This is a genomic window from Micromonospora sp. CA-248260 (assembly GCF_050942205.1).
In the GTDB taxonomy this organism is placed as follows: domain Bacteria; phylum Actinomycetota; class Actinomycetes; order Mycobacteriales; family Micromonosporaceae; genus Micromonospora; species Micromonospora antibiotica.
Map to the genome: position 1 here is coordinate 6,512,424 of NZ_CP192021.1, position 19,305 is coordinate 6,531,728.

Consider the following 19,305-nt stretch of genomic DNA (forward strand, 5'->3'; position numbering starts at 1 on the left):
CCGATCGACGGGCGGGACGATCGGGCGGATCCCGCTACGGTGATCAGATGAGCAGCGGCGAGTCGACGACCGACCGGTTGACCCAGAGCGACCGGCTCACCCCGGCCGAGGTGACCGAGGTGCTGGCCCTGGCCCGCCTCGCGGGCGACACCGACGGAGCCGACCCCTTCGACGAGCACACCCTGCTGCGGCTGCGCGACCCGCAGGCGGCAGCCCGGCACCTGACCATCCACGCCCTCGACGGCACCCTGACCGGGTACGCCCACCTGGACACCACCGACCCGACGTCCGGTGTCGGGGTGGAGCTGGTGGTGCGCCCGGGTTTCCGGCGGCGGGGCACCGGACGGGCGCTGGCCCGGGGCGTACTCGCGGCGACTCCCGGACCACTGCGGGCCTGGGCGCACGGCGACCACCCGGCCGCCGCGGCGCTCGCAGTCGACCTGGGCTTCGCGCGGGCCCGGGTCCTCTGGCAGTTGCGCCGCTCGTTGACCGACCCGGTGTCGGAACCCCACCTGCCCGCCGGGGCGACGCTGCGTTCCTTCCGCCCCGGCGAGGACGACGACGCCTGGCTCGCGCTCAACGCCCGCGCCTTCGCCGGGCACCCGGAGCAGGGCCGGTGGACCACCGACGACCTGCGGGCCCGACTGGCCGAGCCGTGGTTCGACCCGGCCGGTTTCCTGCTCGCCGTCGACGCCGCCGGGCGGCTGCTCGGCTTCCACTGGACCAAGGTGCACGAGCGGCCCGGCTCGGCCCGCATCGGCGAGGTCTACGTGGTGGGGGTGGACCCGGACGCGCACGGTGGCGGCCTGGGCCGGGCACTCACCACCGCCGGGCTGGCCTACCTGCGGGACCGGCGCGGGCTGGACCGGGTGATGCTCTATGTCGACGAGTCGAACACGGCGGCCGTCTCGCTCTATGAGCGGCTCGGTTTCGCCCGCTGGTGCGGGCACGTCAACTACCACCGGGGCTGACGCTCTCCCGTCCGCTCCGCCCCGGCCGGGGCACGACAGGTGCGGTCTCCGTGCGGTAACGGCGGGGCCACGCCCGGATAACGGCTGCCCGGATATATCGCATCAATGCGGATACCGGGACGGCAGTTCACCTAACGGACAACCCTCCCTCAGGCAGCGGTCACCTTCCCGGCCGGGGCTGTTCATGCCCCGTTCACTTCCGACCGGCGAACCGTCTACCTGGCACTTCTAGCTTTCGTGTCAGCCGGTCAGCGCGCCGGCACTCGGGCCCCAATCCGGGCGACCTGACCAAAGACGTGAAGGGAAACCCCTCAGGTGAAGCTCCAGCGGCACGGCGCCATTGCCTGCCTCGCTCTTACCGCGGTCCTCGGCCTCAGCGCCTGCGGCTCGGACAACAACGAGCCGGCCAGCGCCTCCGCCTCCGGCTCGGCCAGCGCGGCCGACTGTGGCAAGGGCACCCTGAACGCGCAGGGCTCCTCCGCGCAGAAGAACGCCATGGCCGAGTGGATCAAGGCCTACCAGCAGAAGTGCGCCGGCACCACGATCAACTACGAGGCCAGCGGCTCCGGCGCGGGCATCCAGGCGTTCATCGCCGGCACCGCCGACTTCGCCGGCTCCGACTCCGCCCTCAAGCCGGAGGAGCAGCCGCAGGCCGACGCCAAGTGCACCGGCGGCGCGGCACTCAACCTGCCGATGGTGATCGGCCCGGTCGCGGTCGTCTACAACGTCGGCGGCCTGGACAACCTCCAGCTCAAGCCGGCCACCCTGGCGCAGATCTTCGCCGGCAAGGTCACCAAGTGGGACGACCCGGCGATCAAGGCCGACAACCCGAACGCCACGCTCCCCTCCACCGCGATCCAGACGGTGCACCGCTCCGACGAGTCGGGCACCACCGACAACTTCACCAAGTTCCTGTCGAAGACCGCCGCGACGGACTGGACCTTCGGCAACAACAAGGCGTGGAAGGCCCCGGGCGGGCTCGGCGCCCCCAAGTCCGACGGTGTCGCCGCCAAGGTCAAGAGCACCGAGGGCACGATCAGCTACGTCGAGTGGTCGTACGCCGAGAACTCCGGCCTCAAGAAGGCCAAGGTGCAGAACGGTGCCGGCGAGTACGCCGAGCTGACCGCCGAGTCGGCCGGCAAGACCATCGCCGGGGCCAAGATCGAGGGCCAGGGCGACGACCTCAAGATGTCGATCGACTACGCCACCAAGGAGGCCGGGGCGTACCCGATCGTCCTGGTGACCTACGAGATCGTCTGCAGCAAGGGCCTCGCCGCCGACAAGCTGCCGCTGGTCAAGGGCCTGCTGGGCCACGCCGCCAGCACCGAGGGCCAGGCCGAGCTGGTGGAGCTGGGCTACGCCCCGCTGCCCGACTCGGTCCGCACCAAGGTCGAGACCGCAGTCAAGAACCTCGGCTGACCCTCCCGAGCGACAACACCTCCTCAAGTCGAAGCGAGCGAGCAGATGGGTGAAACCCCTCACCGCTCGGCACACGCCGGCACCGGTGGGCATGCCGTGACCCAGGGTCACGAGCGGTCCGCCGGTGCCTCGGCGCGTGTGGCCGAGGCACCAGTCAGCACCCGTACCCCCCACGACGACGACCACGGCCTGGGCGGGGGCGGCGGGCTGCCCCGGGCCCGCGCGTTCGGCGCGGAACGGGCGTTCCGTGGCGTGACCCTGGCCGCCGGTGTCACCGTGCTGGTCGTCATCGCGGCCATCGCGGTCTTCCTGGTCGCCAAGGCCGTGCCGGCGCTGCGGGCCAACAGTGCGAACTTCTGGACCTTCGAGGGCTGGTTCCCCAACGACGATCCACCCACGTTCGGCATCGGCGCGCTAGCCTTCGGCACCCTGCTCACCGCGCTGCTGGCCCTGCTGGTCGCGGTGCCGGTGGCGCTGGGCATCGCCCTCTACCTGTCGCACTACGCGCCGCGGCGGCTCGGCACCGCCCTGGGCTTCGTGATCGACCTGCTGGCCGCCGTGCCGAGCGTGGTGTTCGGCCTGTGGGGGCGGGACTACCTGGTCGGGCCGGTCGCCGACCTGTCGGCCTGGCTGAACCGGTACTTCGGCTGGATCCCGATCTTCGGTGACGGCCCGTACGGCAACTCGATCCTGCTCGGGTCCCTCGTCCTGGCGATCATGGTGCTGCCGATCATCACCTCACTCTCCCGCGAGGTGTTCCTCCAGACCCCGACCGCCAACGAGGAGGCCGCCATCGCGCTGGGGGCCACCCGCTGGGAGATGCTGCGCACGGCGGTCCTGCCGTACGGCCGGCCCGGCATCATCGCCGCCGTCATGCTCGGCCTCGGCCGGGCGCTCGGCGAGACCATCGCGCTCGCGCTCACCCTTGGCTCGACGTACGCCATCTCGTTCAACATCCTCGCCAACGGCGGCAACAGCATCGCCGCGAACATCGCCAACCGGTTCGCGGAGGCCAACGAGACCGGCCGGGGTGCGCTCATCGCGTCCGGCCTGGTGCTCTTCGCCATCACGCTGGTCGTCAACATCACCGCGCGGGCGATCATCTACCGCCGCCGCGAGTTCACGGAGTCGGCCGCATGACCACCACGCTCACCCCCCGCCGTTCCCGCCCACCGGCCCAGCCGGACAGCCTGCGGGCGAAACGCCTGCCCGGGTACGCCGCCCCCGCCCTGGCGGTGCTGGCCCTGCTGGTCTCCGCCGGCCTCGTCTACGGCGTCGACCTCGGCGGCCCCGTCCTGGTCGTGGTGCTCGGCGCGCTGCTCTACCTGGCCGGCCTGTTCGCCGCCGCCAACGCGGTGGAGGGCCGCCGGTCGGCCCGCAACCGGTTCTGGAGCGCCCTGATCCACTCCGCCCTGGTGCTGGCCGTGCTGCCGCTGGCCTCGGTGGTGTGGACGCTGTTCAGCAAGGGCACCGCCCGGCTCGACGGCGACTTCTTCGGCAGCTCGATGAACAACATCGGCGCCCGCGACGCCAACGGCGGCGCGTACCACGCCATCGTCGGCACCCTGGAGCAGGTCGGCATCGCCACCGCGATCACCGTCCCGCTCGGCGTGCTCTGCGCGATCTACATCGTCGAGTACGGGCGGGGCCGGTTCGCCTTCACCATCCGGTTCTTCGTCGACGTGATGACCGGCATCCCGTCCATCGTCACCGGCCTGTTCGTACTGGCCTTCTGGGTGCTGATCGTGTCCCCGTGGTTCAACGACGGCCAGCCCGGTTTCTCCGGCTTCGCCGCCGCGCTCGCGTTGAGCGTGCTGATGCTGCCGACGGTGGTCCGCTCCACCGAGGAGATGCTGCGGCTGGTCCCCGCGCCGCTGCGCGAGGGGGCGTACGCCCTCGGCGTACCCAAGTGGAAGACCATCCTGCGGGTGGTGCTGCCCACCGCGCTGCCCGGCATCGTCACCGGCATCATGCTCTCCATCGCGCGGGCCGCCGGGGAGACCGCCCCGGTGCTGCTCGTCGCCGGTGGTGGTGCGGCGATCAACTTCAACCCGTTCGAGAACAACCAGTCGTCGCTGGCCCTGTTCGTCTACCAGCAGGCCGGCGAGGCGTCGAAGTACTCACCGGCACGGGCCTGGACGGCGGCGTTGACCCTGGTCGTCCTCGTGCTCGTGCTCACCGTCGCCGCGAAGCTGCTGGCCCGCCGCAACCGGCTCGGCCGATGAACCCCGGAGGTACCACCATGGCCAAGCGCATCGACGCCACCGACGTGACCGCCTACTACGGCGGTTTCAAGGCGATCGAGAACATCAACCTGACGGTCGAGCCGAAGACGGTCACCGCCCTGATCGGCCCGTCCGGCTGCGGCAAGTCGACCTTCCTGCGGTCGATCAACCGGATGCACGAGGTGCTGCCGGGCGCCCGGGTCGAGGGCAGCCTGACCATCGACGGTCAGGACGTCTACGACCGCGACGTCGACGTGACCGCCGTCCGCCGCATGATCGGCATGGTGTTCCAGCGACCGAACCCGTTCCCCACCATGAGCATCTTCGAGAACGTGGTGGCCGGGCTGCGGCTCAACGGGGTGCGCAAGAAGTCCATCCTGGACGAGGCCGCCGAGAAGGCGCTGCGCGCGGCGAACCTGTGGGACGAGGTCAAGGACCGCCTCGGCAAGCCCGGCGCGGGCCTGTCCGGTGGTCAGCAGCAGCGGCTGTGCATCGCCCGGACCATCGCGGTCGAGCCGCAGGTGGTGCTGATGGACGAGCCCTGTTCGGCCCTGGACCCGATCTCGACGCTGGCCATCGAGGACCTGATGTTCCAGCTCAAGGACAAGTTCACCATCATCATCGTCACCCACAACATGCAGCAGGCGGCCCGGGTCTCCGACCGCACCGCCTTCTTCTCGATCGAGAAGACCGGCGACCCCGGCCGGCTCATCGAGTACGACAACACCCAGAAGATCTTCAGCAACCCGAGCCAGAAGAAGACCGAGGACTACATCACCGGCCGCTTCGGCTGACCCCGGCCGCTCCGCTACGCCGGCCGCTCCGGCTGACCCCGGCCGCTCCGCTGCGCCGGGGCGTGCGGGGGTGGGGCATGCGGGGTGGGGCGTGCTGCGGGGGTGGGAGTCCCTGCGGGGGGCGACCGCCGGAGCAGGGGGGCGGGGTTTCGGAACACTCCTTCGGGCCCTGTCGAGCTGATGACGTCGACGATTCACCCGCCCGGCGACGTCACCGGTACCACCGTCCTGACGAGGGTCCCGCCCCGGTGCCATGGCGAAGTGCCCGCACCGGCGGTGCTGGTGAGCCGCCAGCGTCATCAACTCGAAAGGGCCCGAGGTGGACCTACACGGGTGGAGGCGCAGCGGCACCAGCTGCGGCGGGAACCGGCTGCGGCGGGGGCACAGCGGCACCGACCCGCACCGGCCGGCCCACCGCGACTCACACCGGCCGGAGCAGGCTGGCCCACACCGGCCCGACCACCGCGACTCACACCGACCGGAGCAGGCTGGCCCAGACCGACCAGCTGCGGTGGAGGCCGGCAGCCGCTGGACCGCCCGACGCGGAACGTGGCCGGGTCAGGCGAGGGTGAAGTGCGGGGTACCGTCCTCGGGGACGTGGAGGCGGGGGGTCACCGGGGTGGCCGCGTCCCGGGCCGCCGAGGCACGCGCCACCGCAGCAATGCAACGGGCACCATCACCGGCGGCAACACCGGCGCCGGCACCGGCAGCGCCGTCGGCAGCAGCAGCGGCGGCGGCCACTTCGGCCAGGGTGACCAGGGTGGGCGGGAGCATGGTCAGCTCACCGGCCCGTGCGCGGGCTAGGGCATCCGCCGGGCGGACCCACATGGTGTGGTCGGCCTCGCCGGAGACGTCCCGGGTCCGCTGCCCCTCGGGCAGCAGAGCAACGAAGAAGTACGTGTCGAAGCGGCGCGGCTCGAACTCCGGGGTGATCCACCGGCTCCAGGGCAGCAGCAGGTCGGACCGGAGGGTGAGCTGCCGCTCGGCGAGCAGCCCGGCGAAGCCCCGTCGACGTGCCTCCAGGTCCTGCCGCGCGGTCTCCCAGTCGTCCCCGCTGACGTCACCGACCACCGTTCCGCCGCCGGGCCCGGCCAGCAGCACGCCGGCCTCCTCGAAGACCTCCCGCGCGGCGGCGCACACCACCGCCTGCGCGGCGTCGGGAGCGACACCCAGCCGTTCCGCCCAGGCCGCCAGATCGGGACCGGCCCAGTCCAGGTGCGCCTCGGAGTCCGACGGGTCCACGCCACCGCCGGGGAAGGCGTACACCCCGCCGAAGGCCATCGCGGCGACCCGGCGGATGACGTACACCTCGAAGTCGGTGCCGGCCGGGCGGAGCAGCAGCACGGTGGCCGCGACCCGGGGCGACACCGGGGTGGCCCCCTCGGCGTGGAACCGACGGGCGTGCTCGACCAGGGCCGGCGGGGCGGGAAAACCGGGACTGTCGATCGTCATGGGCCGAGCCTAGCCCCGACACACCGACCACCCCGGGGCCGACGACCCCGGTGGTACGCCGCCGCCGGGCGGACCAGCGACCGGGCCGCAGCCGGGGTGACGGTTGGGCGGACAGCGACCGGACCAACGGCGGCGAGCGGGCAGACGACGGCCAGCGGGCAGGCCCGGGCGACAGCGGCGGGCCGGCCGGACAGTGGCGGCGGGCCGGCTTGGGCGGCGGGTTAGCGTGAACCCATGACACGTTGGGGGATTCTGTCCACCGGCCACATCGCCGGCCGGTTCGCCGAGGACCTACGGCTGGTGCCCGGGGCCGAGCTGGTCGCGGTCGGCTCACGGACGACGGAGAGCGCCGAGCGGTTCGCCACCCGGTACGGCGCCGGCCGGGCGTACGGCTCCTGGGCGGAGCTGGCCGCCGACGACGAGCTGGACGCGATCTACGTGGCCACCCCGCACGCCGCCCACCACGAGGCCGCCCGGATCTGCCTGGAGGCCGGGCGGGCGGTGCTGCTGGAGAAGCCGTTCACCCTCGACCTGGCCACCAGCACCGAGCTGGTCGACCTGGCGCGGGCCCGGGGGGTCTTCCTGATGGAGGCCATGTGGATGCGGACCAACCCGCTGATCCTGCGCCTGGTCGAGCTGGTCCGGGCCGGGGCGATCGGCGAGGTGACCGGTGTGCGGGCCGACTTCGGGGTGGCCGGGCCGTTCCCGCCGGAGCACCGGATGCGCAATCCGGCGCTGGGCGGCGGTGCCCTGCTGGACCTGGGCGTCTATCCGGTGAGCCTGGCCCACCTGCTGCTCGGTGCGCCGCAGCACGTGCATGCCTGGGCGAAGCTCAGCCCGGAGGGGGTGGACGAGAACACCGGCATCGTCTTCGGGTACGACTCGGGTGCGGTCGCCACACTCGGCTGCGGCATGGTGGGGGCGACCCCGCTGACCGCCGCGATCACCGGCACCACCGGCCGGATCGAACTGCCCGAGCCGTTCTTCCGCCCCGGGTCGGCGGTGCTGCACCGGGCCGGGGCCGAGCCGGAGACGCTCACCGACGACCCGGCCGGCGGCGGCTACCAGTACGAGGCCGCCGAGGTGCAGCGTTGCCTGGCCGCCGGGCTCACCGAAAGCCCGCTCGTGCCGCACGCGGTCACCCTGGAGGTGATGGCCCTGCTGGACGACATCCGGACCCGGATCGGCGTCGAGTACGCCTGAGCACGGCGTCGCCGAGGGGCGCCCCGGGACCGGGGCGCCCCTCCCGACGGCGGTCAGAACAGCGGGCGGACCACCAGGTAGGTGAGGCAGGCGATCAGCGCGGCGGCCGGGAAGGTGATGATCCAGGCGAGCACGATGTTGCCGGCCACGTTCCAGCGCACGGCGGAGAGCCGCTTGGTGGCGCCTACCCCCATGATCGCCGAGGTGATCGTGTGGGTGGTGGAGATCGGGGCCTTGAGCACCAGGGCGTTGAAGTAGAGCACCGCGCTGGCCACCGTCTCGGCGGCGAAGCCCTCCGGCGGGCCCAGGTCGATGATCTTGCGACCGAGGGTCCGGATGATCCGCCACCCACCGGCGTACGTGCCGAGCGCCAGCATCGTCGCCGAGGTCCAGAAGACCCAGCCCGGGATGTGCGTCTTGTCGTCCTGGAAACCGCCCGTGTAGAGGGCCAGCACCACGATGCCCATGGTCTTCGCGGCGTCCTGCATGCCGTGGCCGACCGACATGGCCGCCGCCGAGGCGGTCTGCGCCCAGCGGAAGCCCCGGTTGAGCTTGCCGGGCTGCCCCTTGCGGAACGCCCACAGGATGGCCAGCATCAGCAGGTAACCGAGGGTGAGGCCGACGATCGGCGACAGGACCATCGGCAGGATGACCTTCTCGCCGATGGTGACCCACTGCACCACACCGCCGGTGGAGAGCAGGGTCGCCCCGACCAACCCGCCGAACAGCGCGTGCGAGGACGACGAGGGCAGGCCGAAGTACCAGGTGATCAGGTTCCAGGCGATGGCACCGAGCACCCCGGCGAAGACCACTCCGAGGCTGCCCACCCCGGTGGGCAGGGTGACCAGGCCGTCGCCGACGGTCTTGGCCACGCCGGCACCGAAGTGCGCGCCGACGAAGTTGCCGACCGCGGCCAGGCCCAGGGCGAGCCGGGGGGTCAGCGCCCGGGTGGAGACGCTTGTCGCGATCGCGTTGGCGGCGTCGTGGAAGCCGTTGGTGTAGTCGAACGCCAGGGCCACCGCGATCACCGCCAGCACGGCGATGAGTTCGGGACTCACAGGATCAGGACTCCTTGACCGCGATGGTCTCGACGGTGTTCGCCACGTGCTCGAAGGCGTCGCAGGCGGCCTCCAACTCGTCGGCGACCTCCTTCATCTTCAGCACGGTCAGCGCGTCGTACTCGCCGGAGAAGAGCCGGACCAGCAGCATCCGGTACGCCTGGTCGCCGTCGTTCTCCAGCCGGTTGCACTCGATCCAGTAGTCCTCCAGATCCTTCATCGACTTGAGCCGGGGCATCGCCTCGGCGGTCAGCTTCGCCTGGAGGTCGAGCACGTTGACCAGCTCGTGCAGCTCGCGCGGCAGCGACGGGAGCTTGGTGAGGCCGTAGAGGTAGAGCAGGTTGCCGACCGCCTCCAGGTGGTCCATCACGTCGTCGAGCAGCGAGCCCAGCCGGTAGATGTCCTCCCGGTCGAACGGGGTGATGAAGGTGGAGTTGATCTTCTTGTAGAGATCGTGGGTGATCTGGTCGCTGTCGTGCTCGACCTCGGTCAGCCGCTCGCTGACCGACTGCACGTCGACGCCGGGCAGGGCCAGCTCGTTGAGCAGCTCGGTGCCCTTCACCAGATTCTGCGCGGCCCTGGTGAAGAGCTCGTAGAAAGCGCCCTCGGTGGGACGGAAGGAAAACTTCACAGCACGGACCTCGTCGTGTCGGTGGAAGGGTGGCCGCCGCCCCAGGGGGCGCCCGCTGAAGCATGCTAGGTACCCCACCGGAGTGGGCCTCCGTCGGCCCACCCCTGGTCAGACCCGATTCACCGCTCGTTCATCTGCTGTTCACCTCGGCCGCCACCGCCGCCACTCGCCAACCGCTGGCGCTCCCGCTCCACGTCGAAAGCCGCAGCGGGATACCCCAGATCAAGACCCTCGAACGTCTCCCGCAGCAGATGCGCCACCGCCCAGTCCCGGTACCACTTACGGTCCGCCGGCACCAGGAACCACGGCGCGGCATCCGTGTCGCACCGCCCCAGCGCCTCCGCGTACGCGGCCTGGTAGTCGCCCCAGCGGGCCCGGGAGTCGAGATCGCTCGGCTGGTACTTCCAGAACTTCGTCGGGTCGGTCAACCGATCCGCCAACCGCCGCGCCTGCTCCTGCGGGGAGATGTGCAGCATCACCTTCACCAGGGTCACCCCGCCGTCGGTCAGCTCCCGCTCGAAGGCGTTGATCCGGTCGTACCGGGCCCGCCAGGTCTCCTCCGGCACCAGGGCGTCGACCCGGGCCACCAGCACGTCCTCGTAGTGCGACCGGTTGAAGACCCCGACGTACCCGGGTGGGGGCAGCGCCCGGCGGATCCGCCACAGGAAGTCGTGCCGCAGCTCCTGCCGGGTCGGCGGGCCGAAGGACCGGATGTGCAGGCCGAGCGGGTTCATCGCGCCGGCCACCCGCTTCACGGTGCCGTCCTTGCCCCCGCAGTCCATCGCCTGGAGTACCAGCAGCAGCCGCCCCGGCCGCCCCGGCCGCAGCTTCGACCCGCCACCGGTCGGAGCCGAGGTGGGCGCGTCCGGCTCACCGGCCGCCTTGGCGGTGGCGAAGAGCATCTCCTGCTGCCGGGCCAACCCGGCACCGATCAGCTCGACCTGCCGGCGGGCCCAGGGCTTACGGTCCTTCCCCCCGCCCGCCGCCGCCGGCAGACCCGGGGTGGACCGGGGGTCGACCGCCCCCAGGTCGACCGGTCCGTCGCCGGAGGGCACCCGCAACAACTCCCGCACCGTCCCACCCTCGGGTGCGACGATCTCCGTCTGCTCGTCTGCGCGCATCCCCCGATCCTCGCCCACCACCGCACCCACCGCCTCCCGGGCGTGGCCGGGGGCGGTGTCACATCCGCCGCCGCCGGCCCGTCCGGTGGGTGGGGGAGAATCCGCTCGACCCCGGGGAGGTTGTGGTGACGGTGGACCTGGTGACGGAGTTCGAGGCCGAACGCGGGCGGCTCACCGCGGTGGCGTACCGGATGCTCGGCAGCCGCAGCGAGGCGGAGGACGCCGTCCAGGAAACCTGGCTGCGGTACTCGGGGGCGCTCGCCGACCCGGCCGACCGGGCCGAGATCAGGCACCTGGGCGGCTGGCTCACCACCACCTGCGCCCGGATCTGCCTCGACGTGCTCCGCTCGGCCCGGGTCCGCCGCGAGACGTACCCGGGGCAGTGGTTGCCGGAGCCGGTGGTCACCCCGCTGGGCGGTGGCGTGCCGGGACCGGACGGTTTCGCCCCCGACCCGGCCGACCGGGCCGTCCGGCGCGACCAGCTCGGCACCGCCCTGCTGGTCGTCCTGGAACGGCTCAGCCCCGAGCAGCGGGTCGCCTTCGTCCTGCACGACGTGTTCGCGGTGCCGTTCGCCCGGATCGCCGAGGTGCTGGCGAGCACCCCCGAGGCGGCCCGCCAGCACGCCTCCCGGGCCCGCCGGGCGGTCACCGCCGACGACGTGCCCCGGCACACCGCCGACCCCGCCGAGCAGCGCCGGGTGCTCGCCGCCTTCGCCGCCGCGACCGAATCCGGCGACCTCGACGCGCTCGTCCGGGTCCTCGCCCCGGACGTGGTGCTGATCGGCGACAGCGGCGGGCACTTCCCGACGGCCCGGCGACCGATCGTCGGCGTCGACCCGGTGGCCCGCTTCCTGCTCGGCCTCTTCGCCCGGGCCGGCCGGTACGGCCAACGCCTGCGCGCCGCGCCGGTGCTGGTCGACGGGGTGCTCGGCCTGCACCTGGAGACGGTCCAGCCCGACGGCCGGCTGCTGCGGATGGTCACCGGGTTCGCCGTGCACGACGGCCGGGTCACCGGCCTGTTCCACCAGCTCAACCCGGACAAGCTCCCCCGGCTGCCCAAGCTGGCCCCCGACGCCACCTGGCCACCGCGCTGGTGACCCGCCCCCGTCGACCGACCGGCCCCGGGCGGACCAGCCCGCCCCGGATCAGACCACCAGGGCCAGCCACTTCCGGTACGCCGAGGCGAACGGCTCGGTGCCGTCACCGAGAGCGGTGAGCAGCCGGGCCGCCGCCGCCTGGGCCTGCGCCACCACCTCGTCCGGATAGCCGAACCGGACCCGGTGCTCGGCGAACTCGTCCTCGTCGCGCAGCTCCACCAGCCCGGTGCCCCGGCGGCGCACCACGTCCAGGTCGAGGTCGATCAGGTGCACGGTGTCGTCGCCCTCCCAGCGGGCCGGGGTGGCGATGTCGCAGTAGACCTCGCTGGTCCGTGGCGGCGGGTTGAACATCCCCGTCCACCAGGCCCGGTGCGGCACCAGCAGGACGAAGGGGATCCGCTCCACCGAGGGGCGGCCGTGGTAGACCGACTCGGTGCCCTCGGTCACCCCCAGCCACACCCCGAGGTCGTCCTCGGCCAGCCGGCGGGCCGGGTAGTCACGGTGGGCGCTGCCGTCGTACTTGCGGTAGATCACACGGATCGTGTCGCTCGGCATGAGTCGCACCCTAGCCGATTCCACCCACTCGTCGCCGTAGGGAATTGACCGGTACGGGGTGGCGACAATCCGGACGGTGACCGCGCCACGCGGGGGGGCAGCGGCGCGTCCACTGTCGGCGGCGGCGGGTACCGTCGCACGGTGACTCCGCCCCGTACCGCCGCCGGCCCCAGCACCCCGTCGGCCCGCTCCGGCCGACGGCGCGGTGGCCGACCGAGCGGCACCGAACTGCTCGCGGCGGCGGTCGGCGCGGTCCCCGGCGGCGCGACCCGGCCGGGCCAGCAGCAGATGACCGAGGCGATCGAGCGCAGCGTCGCCGCCCGCGAGCACCTGCTGGTGCAGGCGGGCACCGGCACCGGAAAGTCGCTTGCCTACCTGGCCCCGGCGTTGACCGTGGACGGGCCGGTGGTGGTCTCCACCGCCACCCTGGCGTTGCAGTCCCAGCTGGTCGAGCACGACCTGCCCCGGCTCGCCGACGCGGTCGAGCCGCTGCTCGGTCGCCGTCCCACCTTCGCCGTGCTCAAGGGCCGGCACCACTACCTCTGCCTGGCCCGGTTGGACAACTCCACCGAGGACGAGCCGGAGGACACCCTCTTCGACGCCCCCGCCGCCCGTCCCGCCGGCGGGACGAAGTGGCTCGGCGAGGCCGGCCGGATGGGCAAGCAGATCCAACGGCTGCGCGACTGGGCCGAGAAGACCGACACCGGCGACCGGGACGAGCTGGACCCGGGGGTCGACGACCAGGCGTGGCGGCTGGTCTCGATGCCCGCCCGCGAGTGCGTGGGGGCGTCCCGCTGCCCGTTCGGCCAGGAGTGCTTCGCCGAGGCGTCCCGGGCCCGCGCCCGGGAGGCCGACGTGGTGGTCACCAACCACAGCCTGCTCGCGGTGGACATGCTGGCCGGCCGGCACATCGTCCCGCCGCACAAGCTGCTGATCGTCGACGAGGCGCACGAGCTGGCCGACCGGGTCTCCTCGGCCGCGCAGGCCGAGCTGGTGCCGGAGCTGATCGACCGGTCCGCCCGGCGGGCCCGCCCGCTGCTGCGACCGGACGTCGCCGACCGGCTCACCGAGGCCGGTGACGCGCTCGCCGTCGGGCTGGCCGAGGCACCCGCCGGTCGGCTCACCGGTGGGCTGCCCGGCCCGTTGCGCGAGGCGTGCACGTTGCTCGACGCGGCCACCCGGGCCGCGCTCGACGCGATCGGCGACGTCAAGGCCGACGACCCGGACCCGGTCCGTAAGCAGCAGGCCAAGGCGGTGCTCGACGAGCTGTCGACCACCGCGCAGCGGCTGCTGGAGGAGGGTGACCACGACGTGGCCTGGGTGGAGAAGCCGGACAACGGCAGCCGCCGGGCGCTGGTGGTCGCGCCGCTGTCGGTCGCCGGCACCCTCGCCACCCACCTGTACGACGAGCGCACCGTGGTCGCCACCTCGGCGACCCTGGCGCTGGGCGGCCGGTTCGACACGGTGGCCCGGGCGTTGGGCCTGGACGCGCCGCCGCCCGCCCCACCGTCCCCGGCCGCCGCCGCGTTGGCCACCGCCGCCGCCGGCCGGTCGACCGGCGTCGTCCCGGGGGGCACCGCGTCCGCCGCACTCCAGGCCGGTGGGGTCGCCACCACACCGGGCAGCCGGGCCGCCACCGGCGTCGTACCGGCCACGTCGGGGCCGGGCTGGTCGTCCCTCGACGTCGGCTCACCGTTCGACTACGCCCGGCAGGGCATCCTGTACGTCGCCGCGCACCTGCCCCGGCCCAGCGTCTCCGGGCTGCCCGAGGCGGCCGGCGAGGAGTTGCTGCGGCTGGTCGGCGCGCTCGGTGGTCGTACCCTCGGATTGTTCTCCTCCCGGCGGGCCGCGCAGCAGGCCGCGGAGCTGGTCCGGGCGCGCACCGACCTGCCGGTGCTGCTCCAGGGCGAGGAGGCGTTGCCGCTGCTGGTGCGCCGGTTCCGCGAGGATCGGTCGAGCTGCCTGTTCGGGGTGATGTCGCTCTGGCAGGGGGTGGACGTGCCGGGCGACGCGTGCCAGCTCGTGGTGATCGACCGGCTACCCTTCCCGCGCCCCGACGAGCCGCTGGCGGCGGCGCGGGCGGCGGCGGTGGACGCGGGCGGCGGTTCCGGCTTCTCGGCGGTCAGCGTGCCGATCGCCGCGGTCCGGCTGGCCCAGGGCGTGGGTCGGCTGATCCGGGCCACCGGCGACCGGGGGGTGGTGGCGGTGCTCGACTCGCGGCTGGAGACGGCGCGCGGCTACGGCCCGTTCCTGCGCCGCTCCCTGCCACCGTTCTGGTACACCACCCGGCCCGAGGTCGCCCAGGGCGCCTTGGAGCGCCTCGCCAAGCTCTGACCACGCGACAGCCGCCCGCCCCCACAGGGGAACGGGCGGCTGCCGGGGTGTCGTCGGTCTGTGGTCAGGGAGCCTGGGCGGCGACCACCACGGCGTCGGGCGGGGTGTCCGGCACGCTGCGGGCGGCGAGCCGGCGGACGGCGGTGTTGAGCACCGCGATCAGCGGCACCGCGACCAGCGCGCCGGTGATGCCGGCGAGCACCACCCCGGCGGCGATCCCGATGATCACCGCGAGCGGGTGGATGGCCACCGCCCGACCCATGATCAACGGCTGGAGCAGGTGCCCCTCGACCTGCTGCACACCGATCACCACACCCAGGATGATCAGGGCGGTCACCGGGCCGCTGTCGACCAGCGCCACCAGCACCGCCACCACCCCGGAGAGGAACGCGCCGACGATCGGAATGAACGCCCCGAGGAACACCAGGGCGGCCAGCGGGAACGCGAACGGGACGTCGAAGACCACCAGGAAGATGCCGATGCCCACCGCGTCGATGAACGCCACCAGCACGGTGGCCCGCACGTACGCGCCGAGCGTCGCCCAGGAGGCCCGACCGGCGTCGTCGACCTTCCACCGGGCGGCGACCGGCAGCAGGCGGACCAGGAACCGCCAGATGCGGCTGCCGTCACGCAGGAAGAAGAAGGTGGCGAAGAGCACCAGGACGGCACCGGTGAGCAGCTCGGCCAGGGTGGTGGCGGTCGCGAGCGCCCCGCTGGTGAACTTCTCGGTGTTGCCGTTGATCCAGGTCTGCGCCTCTTCGATGTAGCGGTTGAGCTGGCTGTCGGACAGGTGCAGCGGGCCGGTCTTGAGCCAGTCCTGGATCTGCCGCACCCCCTGCGACGACTTCTCACTCAGCTCCGGCACACCCTGGATGAACTCGTTGACCACCAGGGTCAGCGTGCCGAAGACCGCGACCAGCCCGCCGACCATCACCACGGCGGTGGCCAGCGAGCGGGGGAACCGGGCCCGCAGCAGCCAGCCCACCGCCGGGGCGAGCAGCGCGGAGAGCAGCAGCGCCACCGCCAGCGGGATGACCACGATGCTGATCGTCCCGACGATCCTCAGCAGCGCCCAGGTGACCACGCCGATCACGATCAACCGCCACGACCAGGCGGCGGCGATCCGCAGCGCGTGCGGCACGTCCGCGTCGTCGCGGCTGGAGGTGGAGTTGTGCATGGCCGCCGGAGGCTCGACCCCGACCACCGTCGCCGACGGGGCGGCCGGCGGGCCGGGCGACGCGGGGGTGGCCACTGCGGCGCCCTCGGGTACGTCGACCGGGTCGGCACGCCCCGCGCGGACCGACTCCCGTCCGGACTCGTACGCGCGGCGGAGCCGGCCGCGTACCCGCTCGAAGCGGCTCAAGCGCACCTCCTGAAGAACGACGCCGGATCGCCGACGGCGACGGCCCGGACAGGGTACGCCCGGATGCCCGCCACCGTAGGGCAGTTCCGCCACCCAATGCCCCGCGCGGCACCGGCTCAACCTGCCCGAACCGCACCATCTCCAGCCACCCGCGCCCGCCTCGACCCCACCGCCCGCACCCCGTCGGCTCCACCACCAGGTGGACGCCGCCGCAGCACACGGTAGCGTCTTGGCGTGACCGTCGACCCGAACCTCGACACCGGCCTGCCGATCCGCCTGCTGCACGACCGGGTGCTGGTGAAGGTGGACGGCAGCGAGGGCGAACGCCGTTCCACCGCAGGCATCGTCATCCCGGCCACCGCCGCCGTCGGAAAGAGACTGTCCTGGGCCACCGCCGTGGGGGTCGGCCCGCACGTGCGGGCCGTGGTGGCCGGCGACCGGGTGCTCTTCGACCCCGACGACCGCTCCGAGGTCGAACTACACGGCCGGGGGTACGTCCTGCTGCGTGAGCGGGACGTGCACGCGGTCGCCGCCGAGCGGGTGGAGAGCGAGTCCACCGGCAGCACCGGCCTCTACCTGTAGGACGGCCCACCGGCTCGACCGGCCTCCCCGGTTCGTCGCGGCCCCCCGACCCGGCCTGCTTCCCGGTTCGTCGCGCTCTCCCCGACCCGGCCTGCTTCCCGGTTTGTCCGGCTTCCTGGCGGGAAGCCAGGCACATCCAGGTGCCCTGGGGAGGGACGATGCCGGTTCTCGTGAAGAAGGTGCTGCTCTGGGGCAGCGTCGCCTTCCTGATCTACTTCATGGCGTTCCGCCCGGACGGGGCGGCGCAGTTGTTCAAGGGGATCGGGGCGGCCCTGATGGCGATGGCCCAGGGCCTCGGCGACTTCCTCACCACCCTGATGACCTGACCTGACCGGTCCCGGCCGGGCACGACCCGATCGCCGGCGCGGGACGCGGGGTCAGATGTTCAGCAGGCCGCCGTTGCGCAGGGCGTCGTCCTTGATCGCGATGAGGTTCGCCGAGACGTACGGGATGTTGTGCGCCTGGTGCCATTCGCTGGGGAAGTACGTGACCAACCGCGACGCCTGGAATCGGCACCGGATCTCCGGCACGAAACGGGAGTAGTTGGCGTCCGTGAAATACCAGAACGAGTTCTCGTTGTAGAACGCCACGTGTGTCGGGTCCTGGTAGGCACCCCGGCCGTCGGTGCTGGGGGTCAGCGACAACAGCATCCCGTTCGGGGCGAGCAACCGGTACAGCTCGTTGAAGAGCGCGATCTTGTCCGGGATGTGCTCCAGGAAGTCCACGGCCCGAATGACCCCGACGCTCCCGTCCGGCAGGTCGACCCCCTTCGTCACGTCGCCAACCAGGTCGACGCCCGGCCCGTCGCGACAGTCCAGGCCGAGATAGCCCTCCGGCTTGTTGTGGGCCGCACCCAGGTCGAGTGCCAGAAGTCCTTGTCGCCGCGACCAGGCCAACGCGTTGTGTTGGACGTTCCGGTCGTAGATCTCGACCGTACGCTGCTGGATACGGGCATTGAACTCCGGCATGCGCTGCGTGTTCTTGGCGTGCATGCGCTGCAGGTAGAGACACTTCTGGATGTGGTGGAACTCGCTCACCTGGTAGATCCGAGCCATCAGGTCGGCGTCGTCCGCGACGTCGAGCGACTCGTCGTATCCGCCGACCTTCTCGTAGATGTCCCGACGGAAGGCCCGCACGTGGTTCGGCGCGTACCAGATGTAGCTCACGTTGTGCGGCGTCGGCGGCAACGCTCGGCAGACCAGCACCTCGCGGCCATCCACCTTCTCGTCGTAGTGCCGCCAGCCGAACGAACTCGCGAAGCGGTCCTCACAGCGACCACCGTCCTCCTGGATCTGGGCGGTGTCGCTGTAGACGAACCCCACCTCCGGGTGGGAGTCGAAGGCCTCGACGATCTCCTGCAGGCAGTCGCTGCTGAGCAGATCGTCGTCGTCGAGTTCGACCAGGATGTCCCCGACGGCCTCGGCGCAGGCGAACCCCTTCACGGCACCCACACCATTGAGGTCGTCCTGGACGATGAGCCGGATGCGATCGTCGTGAGTCTCGGGCCGCCACCGGGACCCCTGGTTGAGAACGACAACCCACTCCCAGTCGGTGAAGGTCTGCGCCACCAGCGAACGGAAGCACTCGTCGATGAACCGGGTACGGTTGCTCCCGGTGAAGACCGTGACGCGCGGTGTGTGCATCGGGTCAGTCACCTGCCCGCCGGCGTGGAGGCCCGAGCCGTCGGGGCCGGCCGGTACTTGGCCGGAACGGCAGAGGTGAGCCGCTTGTCCAGCCGGATGGCCGCCTTGAAGGCATCCCGCGCCGCCGCGTCGTCACCGGACTTGGACAGCAGCACGCCCAGTCGGAGATAGGCGGTCGACGCCTTGTCGTCGATGGACACGACCTTGCGGTAGATCTCCATCGACGTCGTCGGCGCACTGCCCTCCAGGACGATGGCCTTGTTGTAGAGGGCCGGCTTGTATTCGCCGTCGGCCGACAACGCCTTGTCGTAGTTGCTGATCGCCTCGTCGGCCTGGTTGCGCGACTGGGCGATGAAGCCCAGGTTGAACCAGGCGAACTTGTTGTCGGCCTCGGCGGCCAGCACCTTCTCGAAGCTGGTCTTCGCCGCGTCGTAGTCACCGGCCTGGCCCTGCTCGACACCGAGTTTCAACAGATCAGCCGCAGTGGTTCCGGTGGGGGAACCGCCGTTCGCACTGTCGCTGCTGCCGGAACTGCTGACCTGCGGCTTGTCGTCGGGTTTCGCACTGCATGCCGGGACTCCGGCGAGCAGGACCGCACCACAGGCGAGTGAACCCAGGATCTGACGTGTGCTCATTTCTCCTCCTTGACGGAACCGGGGCGGTCCGACTTGCGGTTCGGCCGGCTGGTACGGCTGCTGTCCGCCGTTGCCCGATCCGACCTGTCGGCGGTAGGGGCAAACGCCAGCGGGGTGCTGGGCGAGATGCAGGACACCCAGATGTCGGCACCCCCGCCGGTGAAGGTGAACTGGTAGCCACTGATCGAGAGCGGCTGGATCAGCACCGGATTCACGCCCGCA

At 72.1% G+C, this 19,305-nt stretch carries 18 protein-coding genes and 1 pseudogene; 10 read left to right on the plus strand and 9 right to left on the minus strand.

Annotation, left to right across the window (positions count from 1 at the left end):
- Nucleotides 1-47: 47 nt before the first annotated feature.
- The 5 genes from mshD to pstB all read left to right on the plus strand — a co-directional run bounded on the left by mshD (nucleotide 48) and on the right by pstB (nucleotide 5,409).
- Entirely contained in the window at nucleotides 48-971 is a 924-nt protein-coding gene (mshD, locus tag ACQP2H_RS28315) for a mycothiol synthase (protein WP_433229495.1), read from the plus strand.
- Between the two features lie 315 nt (nucleotides 972-1,286).
- On the plus strand, nucleotides 1,287-2,390 hold the full coding sequence (gene pstS / locus ACQP2H_RS28320) for a phosphate ABC transporter substrate-binding protein PstS (RefSeq protein WP_219464916.1): 1,104 nt from the start codon (nucleotides 1,287-1,289) through the stop codon (nucleotides 2,388-2,390).
- Between the two features lie 45 nt (nucleotides 2,391-2,435).
- Nucleotides 2,436-3,530 carry a phosphate ABC transporter permease subunit PstC gene (pstC, locus tag ACQP2H_RS28325; protein WP_219464917.1) on the plus strand — a complete coding sequence of 365 codons (1,095 nt, stop codon included), beginning with the start codon at nucleotides 2,436-2,438 and terminating at the stop codon, nucleotides 3,528-3,530.
- The gene (gene pstA / locus ACQP2H_RS28330; RefSeq protein ID WP_208567871.1) at nucleotides 3,527-4,615 is read left to right on the plus strand and encodes a phosphate ABC transporter permease PstA; all 1,089 of its coding nucleotides are present in this window, start codon (nucleotides 3,527-3,529) and stop codon (nucleotides 4,613-4,615) included. Before pstC ends, pstA begins: the two co-directional genes overlap by 4 nt.
- A 17-nt stretch (nucleotides 4,616-4,632) precedes the next feature.
- Nucleotides 4,633-5,409 carry a phosphate ABC transporter ATP-binding protein PstB gene (gene pstB / locus ACQP2H_RS28335; protein WP_208567870.1) on the plus strand — a complete coding sequence of 259 codons (777 nt, stop codon included), beginning with the start codon at nucleotides 4,633-4,635 and terminating at the stop codon, nucleotides 5,407-5,409.
- 558 nt (nucleotides 5,410-5,967) lie between these two features.
- On the opposite strand, the gene ACQP2H_RS28340 is transcribed toward pstB, so the two are convergent.
- Nucleotides 5,968-6,861 carry an NUDIX hydrolase gene (locus ACQP2H_RS28340; protein WP_433229498.1) on the minus strand — a complete coding sequence of 298 codons (894 nt, stop codon included), beginning with the start codon at nucleotides 6,859-6,861 and terminating at the stop codon, nucleotides 5,968-5,970.
- A 234-nt stretch (nucleotides 6,862-7,095) separates the two neighbouring features.
- Here ACQP2H_RS28340 and ACQP2H_RS28345 point away from each other — a divergent pair, with 234 nt between their 5' ends.
- Entirely contained in the window at nucleotides 7,096-8,064 is a 969-nt protein-coding gene (locus ACQP2H_RS28345) for a Gfo/Idh/MocA family protein (RefSeq protein ID WP_433229500.1), read from the plus strand.
- Between the two features lie 53 nt (nucleotides 8,065-8,117).
- Here the strand turns inward: ACQP2H_RS28345 and ACQP2H_RS28350 are convergent, their stop codons facing one another.
- From ACQP2H_RS28350 to ACQP2H_RS28360, 3 genes are all read right to left on the minus strand, one after another.
- Nucleotides 8,118-9,122 (minus strand): inorganic phosphate transporter, encoded by a 1,005-nt coding sequence (locus ACQP2H_RS28350; RefSeq protein WP_208567867.1) that lies wholly within the window; start codon nucleotides 9,120-9,122, stop codon nucleotides 8,118-8,120.
- A 4-nt stretch (nucleotides 9,123-9,126) separates the two neighbouring features.
- Nucleotides 9,127-9,753 carry a DUF47 domain-containing protein gene (locus tag ACQP2H_RS28355; RefSeq protein WP_067311399.1) on the minus strand — a complete coding sequence of 209 codons (627 nt, stop codon included), beginning with the start codon at nucleotides 9,751-9,753 and terminating at the stop codon, nucleotides 9,127-9,129.
- Between the two features lie 119 nt (nucleotides 9,754-9,872).
- Nucleotides 9,873-10,874 (minus strand): PPK2 family polyphosphate kinase, encoded by a 1,002-nt coding sequence (locus tag ACQP2H_RS28360; protein ID WP_219464920.1) that lies wholly within the window; start codon nucleotides 10,872-10,874, stop codon nucleotides 9,873-9,875.
- A 140-nt stretch (nucleotides 10,875-11,014) separates the two neighbouring features.
- Here ACQP2H_RS28360 and sigJ point away from each other — a divergent pair, with 140 nt between their 5' ends.
- Nucleotides 11,015-11,971 (plus strand): RNA polymerase sigma factor SigJ, encoded by a 957-nt coding sequence (sigJ, locus tag ACQP2H_RS28365; protein ID WP_433229502.1) that lies wholly within the window; start codon nucleotides 11,015-11,017, stop codon nucleotides 11,969-11,971.
- 48 nt (nucleotides 11,972-12,019) lie between these two features.
- On the opposite strand, the gene ACQP2H_RS28370 is transcribed toward sigJ, so the two are convergent.
- Nucleotides 12,020-12,526 (minus strand): DUF402 domain-containing protein, encoded by a 507-nt coding sequence (locus ACQP2H_RS28370; RefSeq protein ID WP_219464922.1) that lies wholly within the window; start codon nucleotides 12,524-12,526, stop codon nucleotides 12,020-12,022.
- Between the two features lie 108 nt (nucleotides 12,527-12,634).
- Here ACQP2H_RS28370 and ACQP2H_RS28375 point away from each other — a divergent pair.
- Nucleotides 12,635-14,860, plus strand: a pseudogene (locus ACQP2H_RS28375) (ATP-dependent DNA helicase); the annotation flags it as partial.
- Between the two features lie 64 nt (nucleotides 14,861-14,924).
- Here ACQP2H_RS28375 and ACQP2H_RS28380 read toward each other — a convergent pair.
- Nucleotides 14,925-16,343 carry an AI-2E family transporter gene (locus ACQP2H_RS28380; RefSeq protein WP_433229504.1) on the minus strand — a complete coding sequence of 473 codons (1,419 nt, stop codon included), beginning with the start codon at nucleotides 16,341-16,343 and terminating at the stop codon, nucleotides 14,925-14,927.
- Between the two features lie 114 nt (nucleotides 16,344-16,457).
- On the opposite strand from ACQP2H_RS28380, the gene ACQP2H_RS28385 reads away from it, so the two are divergent.
- Together ACQP2H_RS28385 and ACQP2H_RS28390 are read left to right on the plus strand one after the other, a co-directional pair.
- On the plus strand, nucleotides 16,458-16,805 hold the full coding sequence (locus tag ACQP2H_RS28385) for a GroES family chaperonin (protein WP_208567861.1): 348 nt from the start codon (nucleotides 16,458-16,460) through the stop codon (nucleotides 16,803-16,805).
- A gap of 158 nt (nucleotides 16,806-16,963) precedes the next feature.
- Nucleotides 16,964-17,131: a hypothetical protein gene (locus ACQP2H_RS28390; protein WP_208567860.1), complete on the plus strand. Its 168-nt coding sequence runs from the start codon at nucleotides 16,964-16,966 to the stop codon at nucleotides 17,129-17,131.
- Nucleotides 17,132-17,182: 51 nt separating this feature from the next.
- On the opposite strand, the gene ACQP2H_RS28395 is transcribed toward ACQP2H_RS28390, so the two are convergent.
- Genes ACQP2H_RS28395 through ACQP2H_RS28405 form a run of 3 tightly spaced genes read right to left on the minus strand, consistent with a single transcriptional unit; the run spans nucleotide 17,183 to nucleotide 19,298 of the window.
- A complete protein-coding gene (locus tag ACQP2H_RS28395; protein ID WP_208567859.1) occupies nucleotides 17,183-18,448 on the minus strand; it encodes a glycosyltransferase in 1,266 nt (421 codons plus the stop codon).
- Between the two features lie 8 nt (nucleotides 18,449-18,456).
- Complete coding sequence (locus ACQP2H_RS28400) at nucleotides 18,457-19,083, minus strand: tetratricopeptide repeat protein (protein WP_219464927.1); 627 nt, start codon at nucleotides 19,081-19,083, stop codon at nucleotides 18,457-18,459.
- A complete protein-coding gene (locus ACQP2H_RS28405) occupies nucleotides 19,080-19,298 on the minus strand; it encodes a hypothetical protein (protein WP_219464929.1) in 219 nt (72 codons plus the stop codon). The genes ACQP2H_RS28400 and ACQP2H_RS28405 overlap by 4 nt, the downstream gene beginning before the upstream one ends.
- Between the last annotated feature and the right edge of the window lie 7 nt (nucleotides 19,299-19,305).

Coding starts and splice junctions, on each gene's coding strand:
- mshD (WP_433229495.1), top strand. CDS start 48: ATGAGCAGCGGCGAGTCGACGACCGACCGGTTGACCCAGAGCGACCGG.
- pstC (WP_219464917.1), top strand. CDS start 2,436: ATGGGTGAAACCCCTCACCGCTCGGCACACGCCGGCACCGGTGGGCAT.
- pstA (WP_208567871.1), top strand. CDS start 3,527: ATGACCACCACGCTCACCCCCCGCCGTTCCCGCCCACCGGCCCAGCCG.
- pstB (WP_208567870.1), top strand. CDS start 4,633: ATGGCCAAGCGCATCGACGCCACCGACGTGACCGCCTACTACGGCGGT.
- ACQP2H_RS28340 (WP_433229498.1), bottom strand. CDS start 6,861: ATGACGATCGACAGTCCCGGTTTTCCCGCCCCGCCGGCCCTGGTCGAG.
- ACQP2H_RS28345 (WP_433229500.1), top strand. CDS start 7,096: ATGACACGTTGGGGGATTCTGTCCACCGGCCACATCGCCGGCCGGTTC.
- ACQP2H_RS28360 (WP_219464920.1), bottom strand. CDS start 10,874: ATGCGCGCAGACGAGCAGACGGAGATCGTCGCACCCGAGGGTGGGACG.
- ACQP2H_RS28370 (WP_219464922.1), bottom strand. CDS start 12,526: ATGCCGAGCGACACGATCCGTGTGATCTACCGCAAGTACGACGGCAGC.
- ACQP2H_RS28390 (WP_208567860.1), top strand. CDS start 16,964: ATGCCGGTTCTCGTGAAGAAGGTGCTGCTCTGGGGCAGCGTCGCCTTC.
- ACQP2H_RS28395 (WP_208567859.1), bottom strand. CDS start 18,448: ATGCACACACCGCGCGTCACGGTCTTCACCGGGAGCAACCGTACCCGG.
- ACQP2H_RS28400 (WP_219464927.1), bottom strand. CDS start 19,083: ATGAGCACACGTCAGATCCTGGGTTCACTCGCCTGTGGTGCGGTCCTG.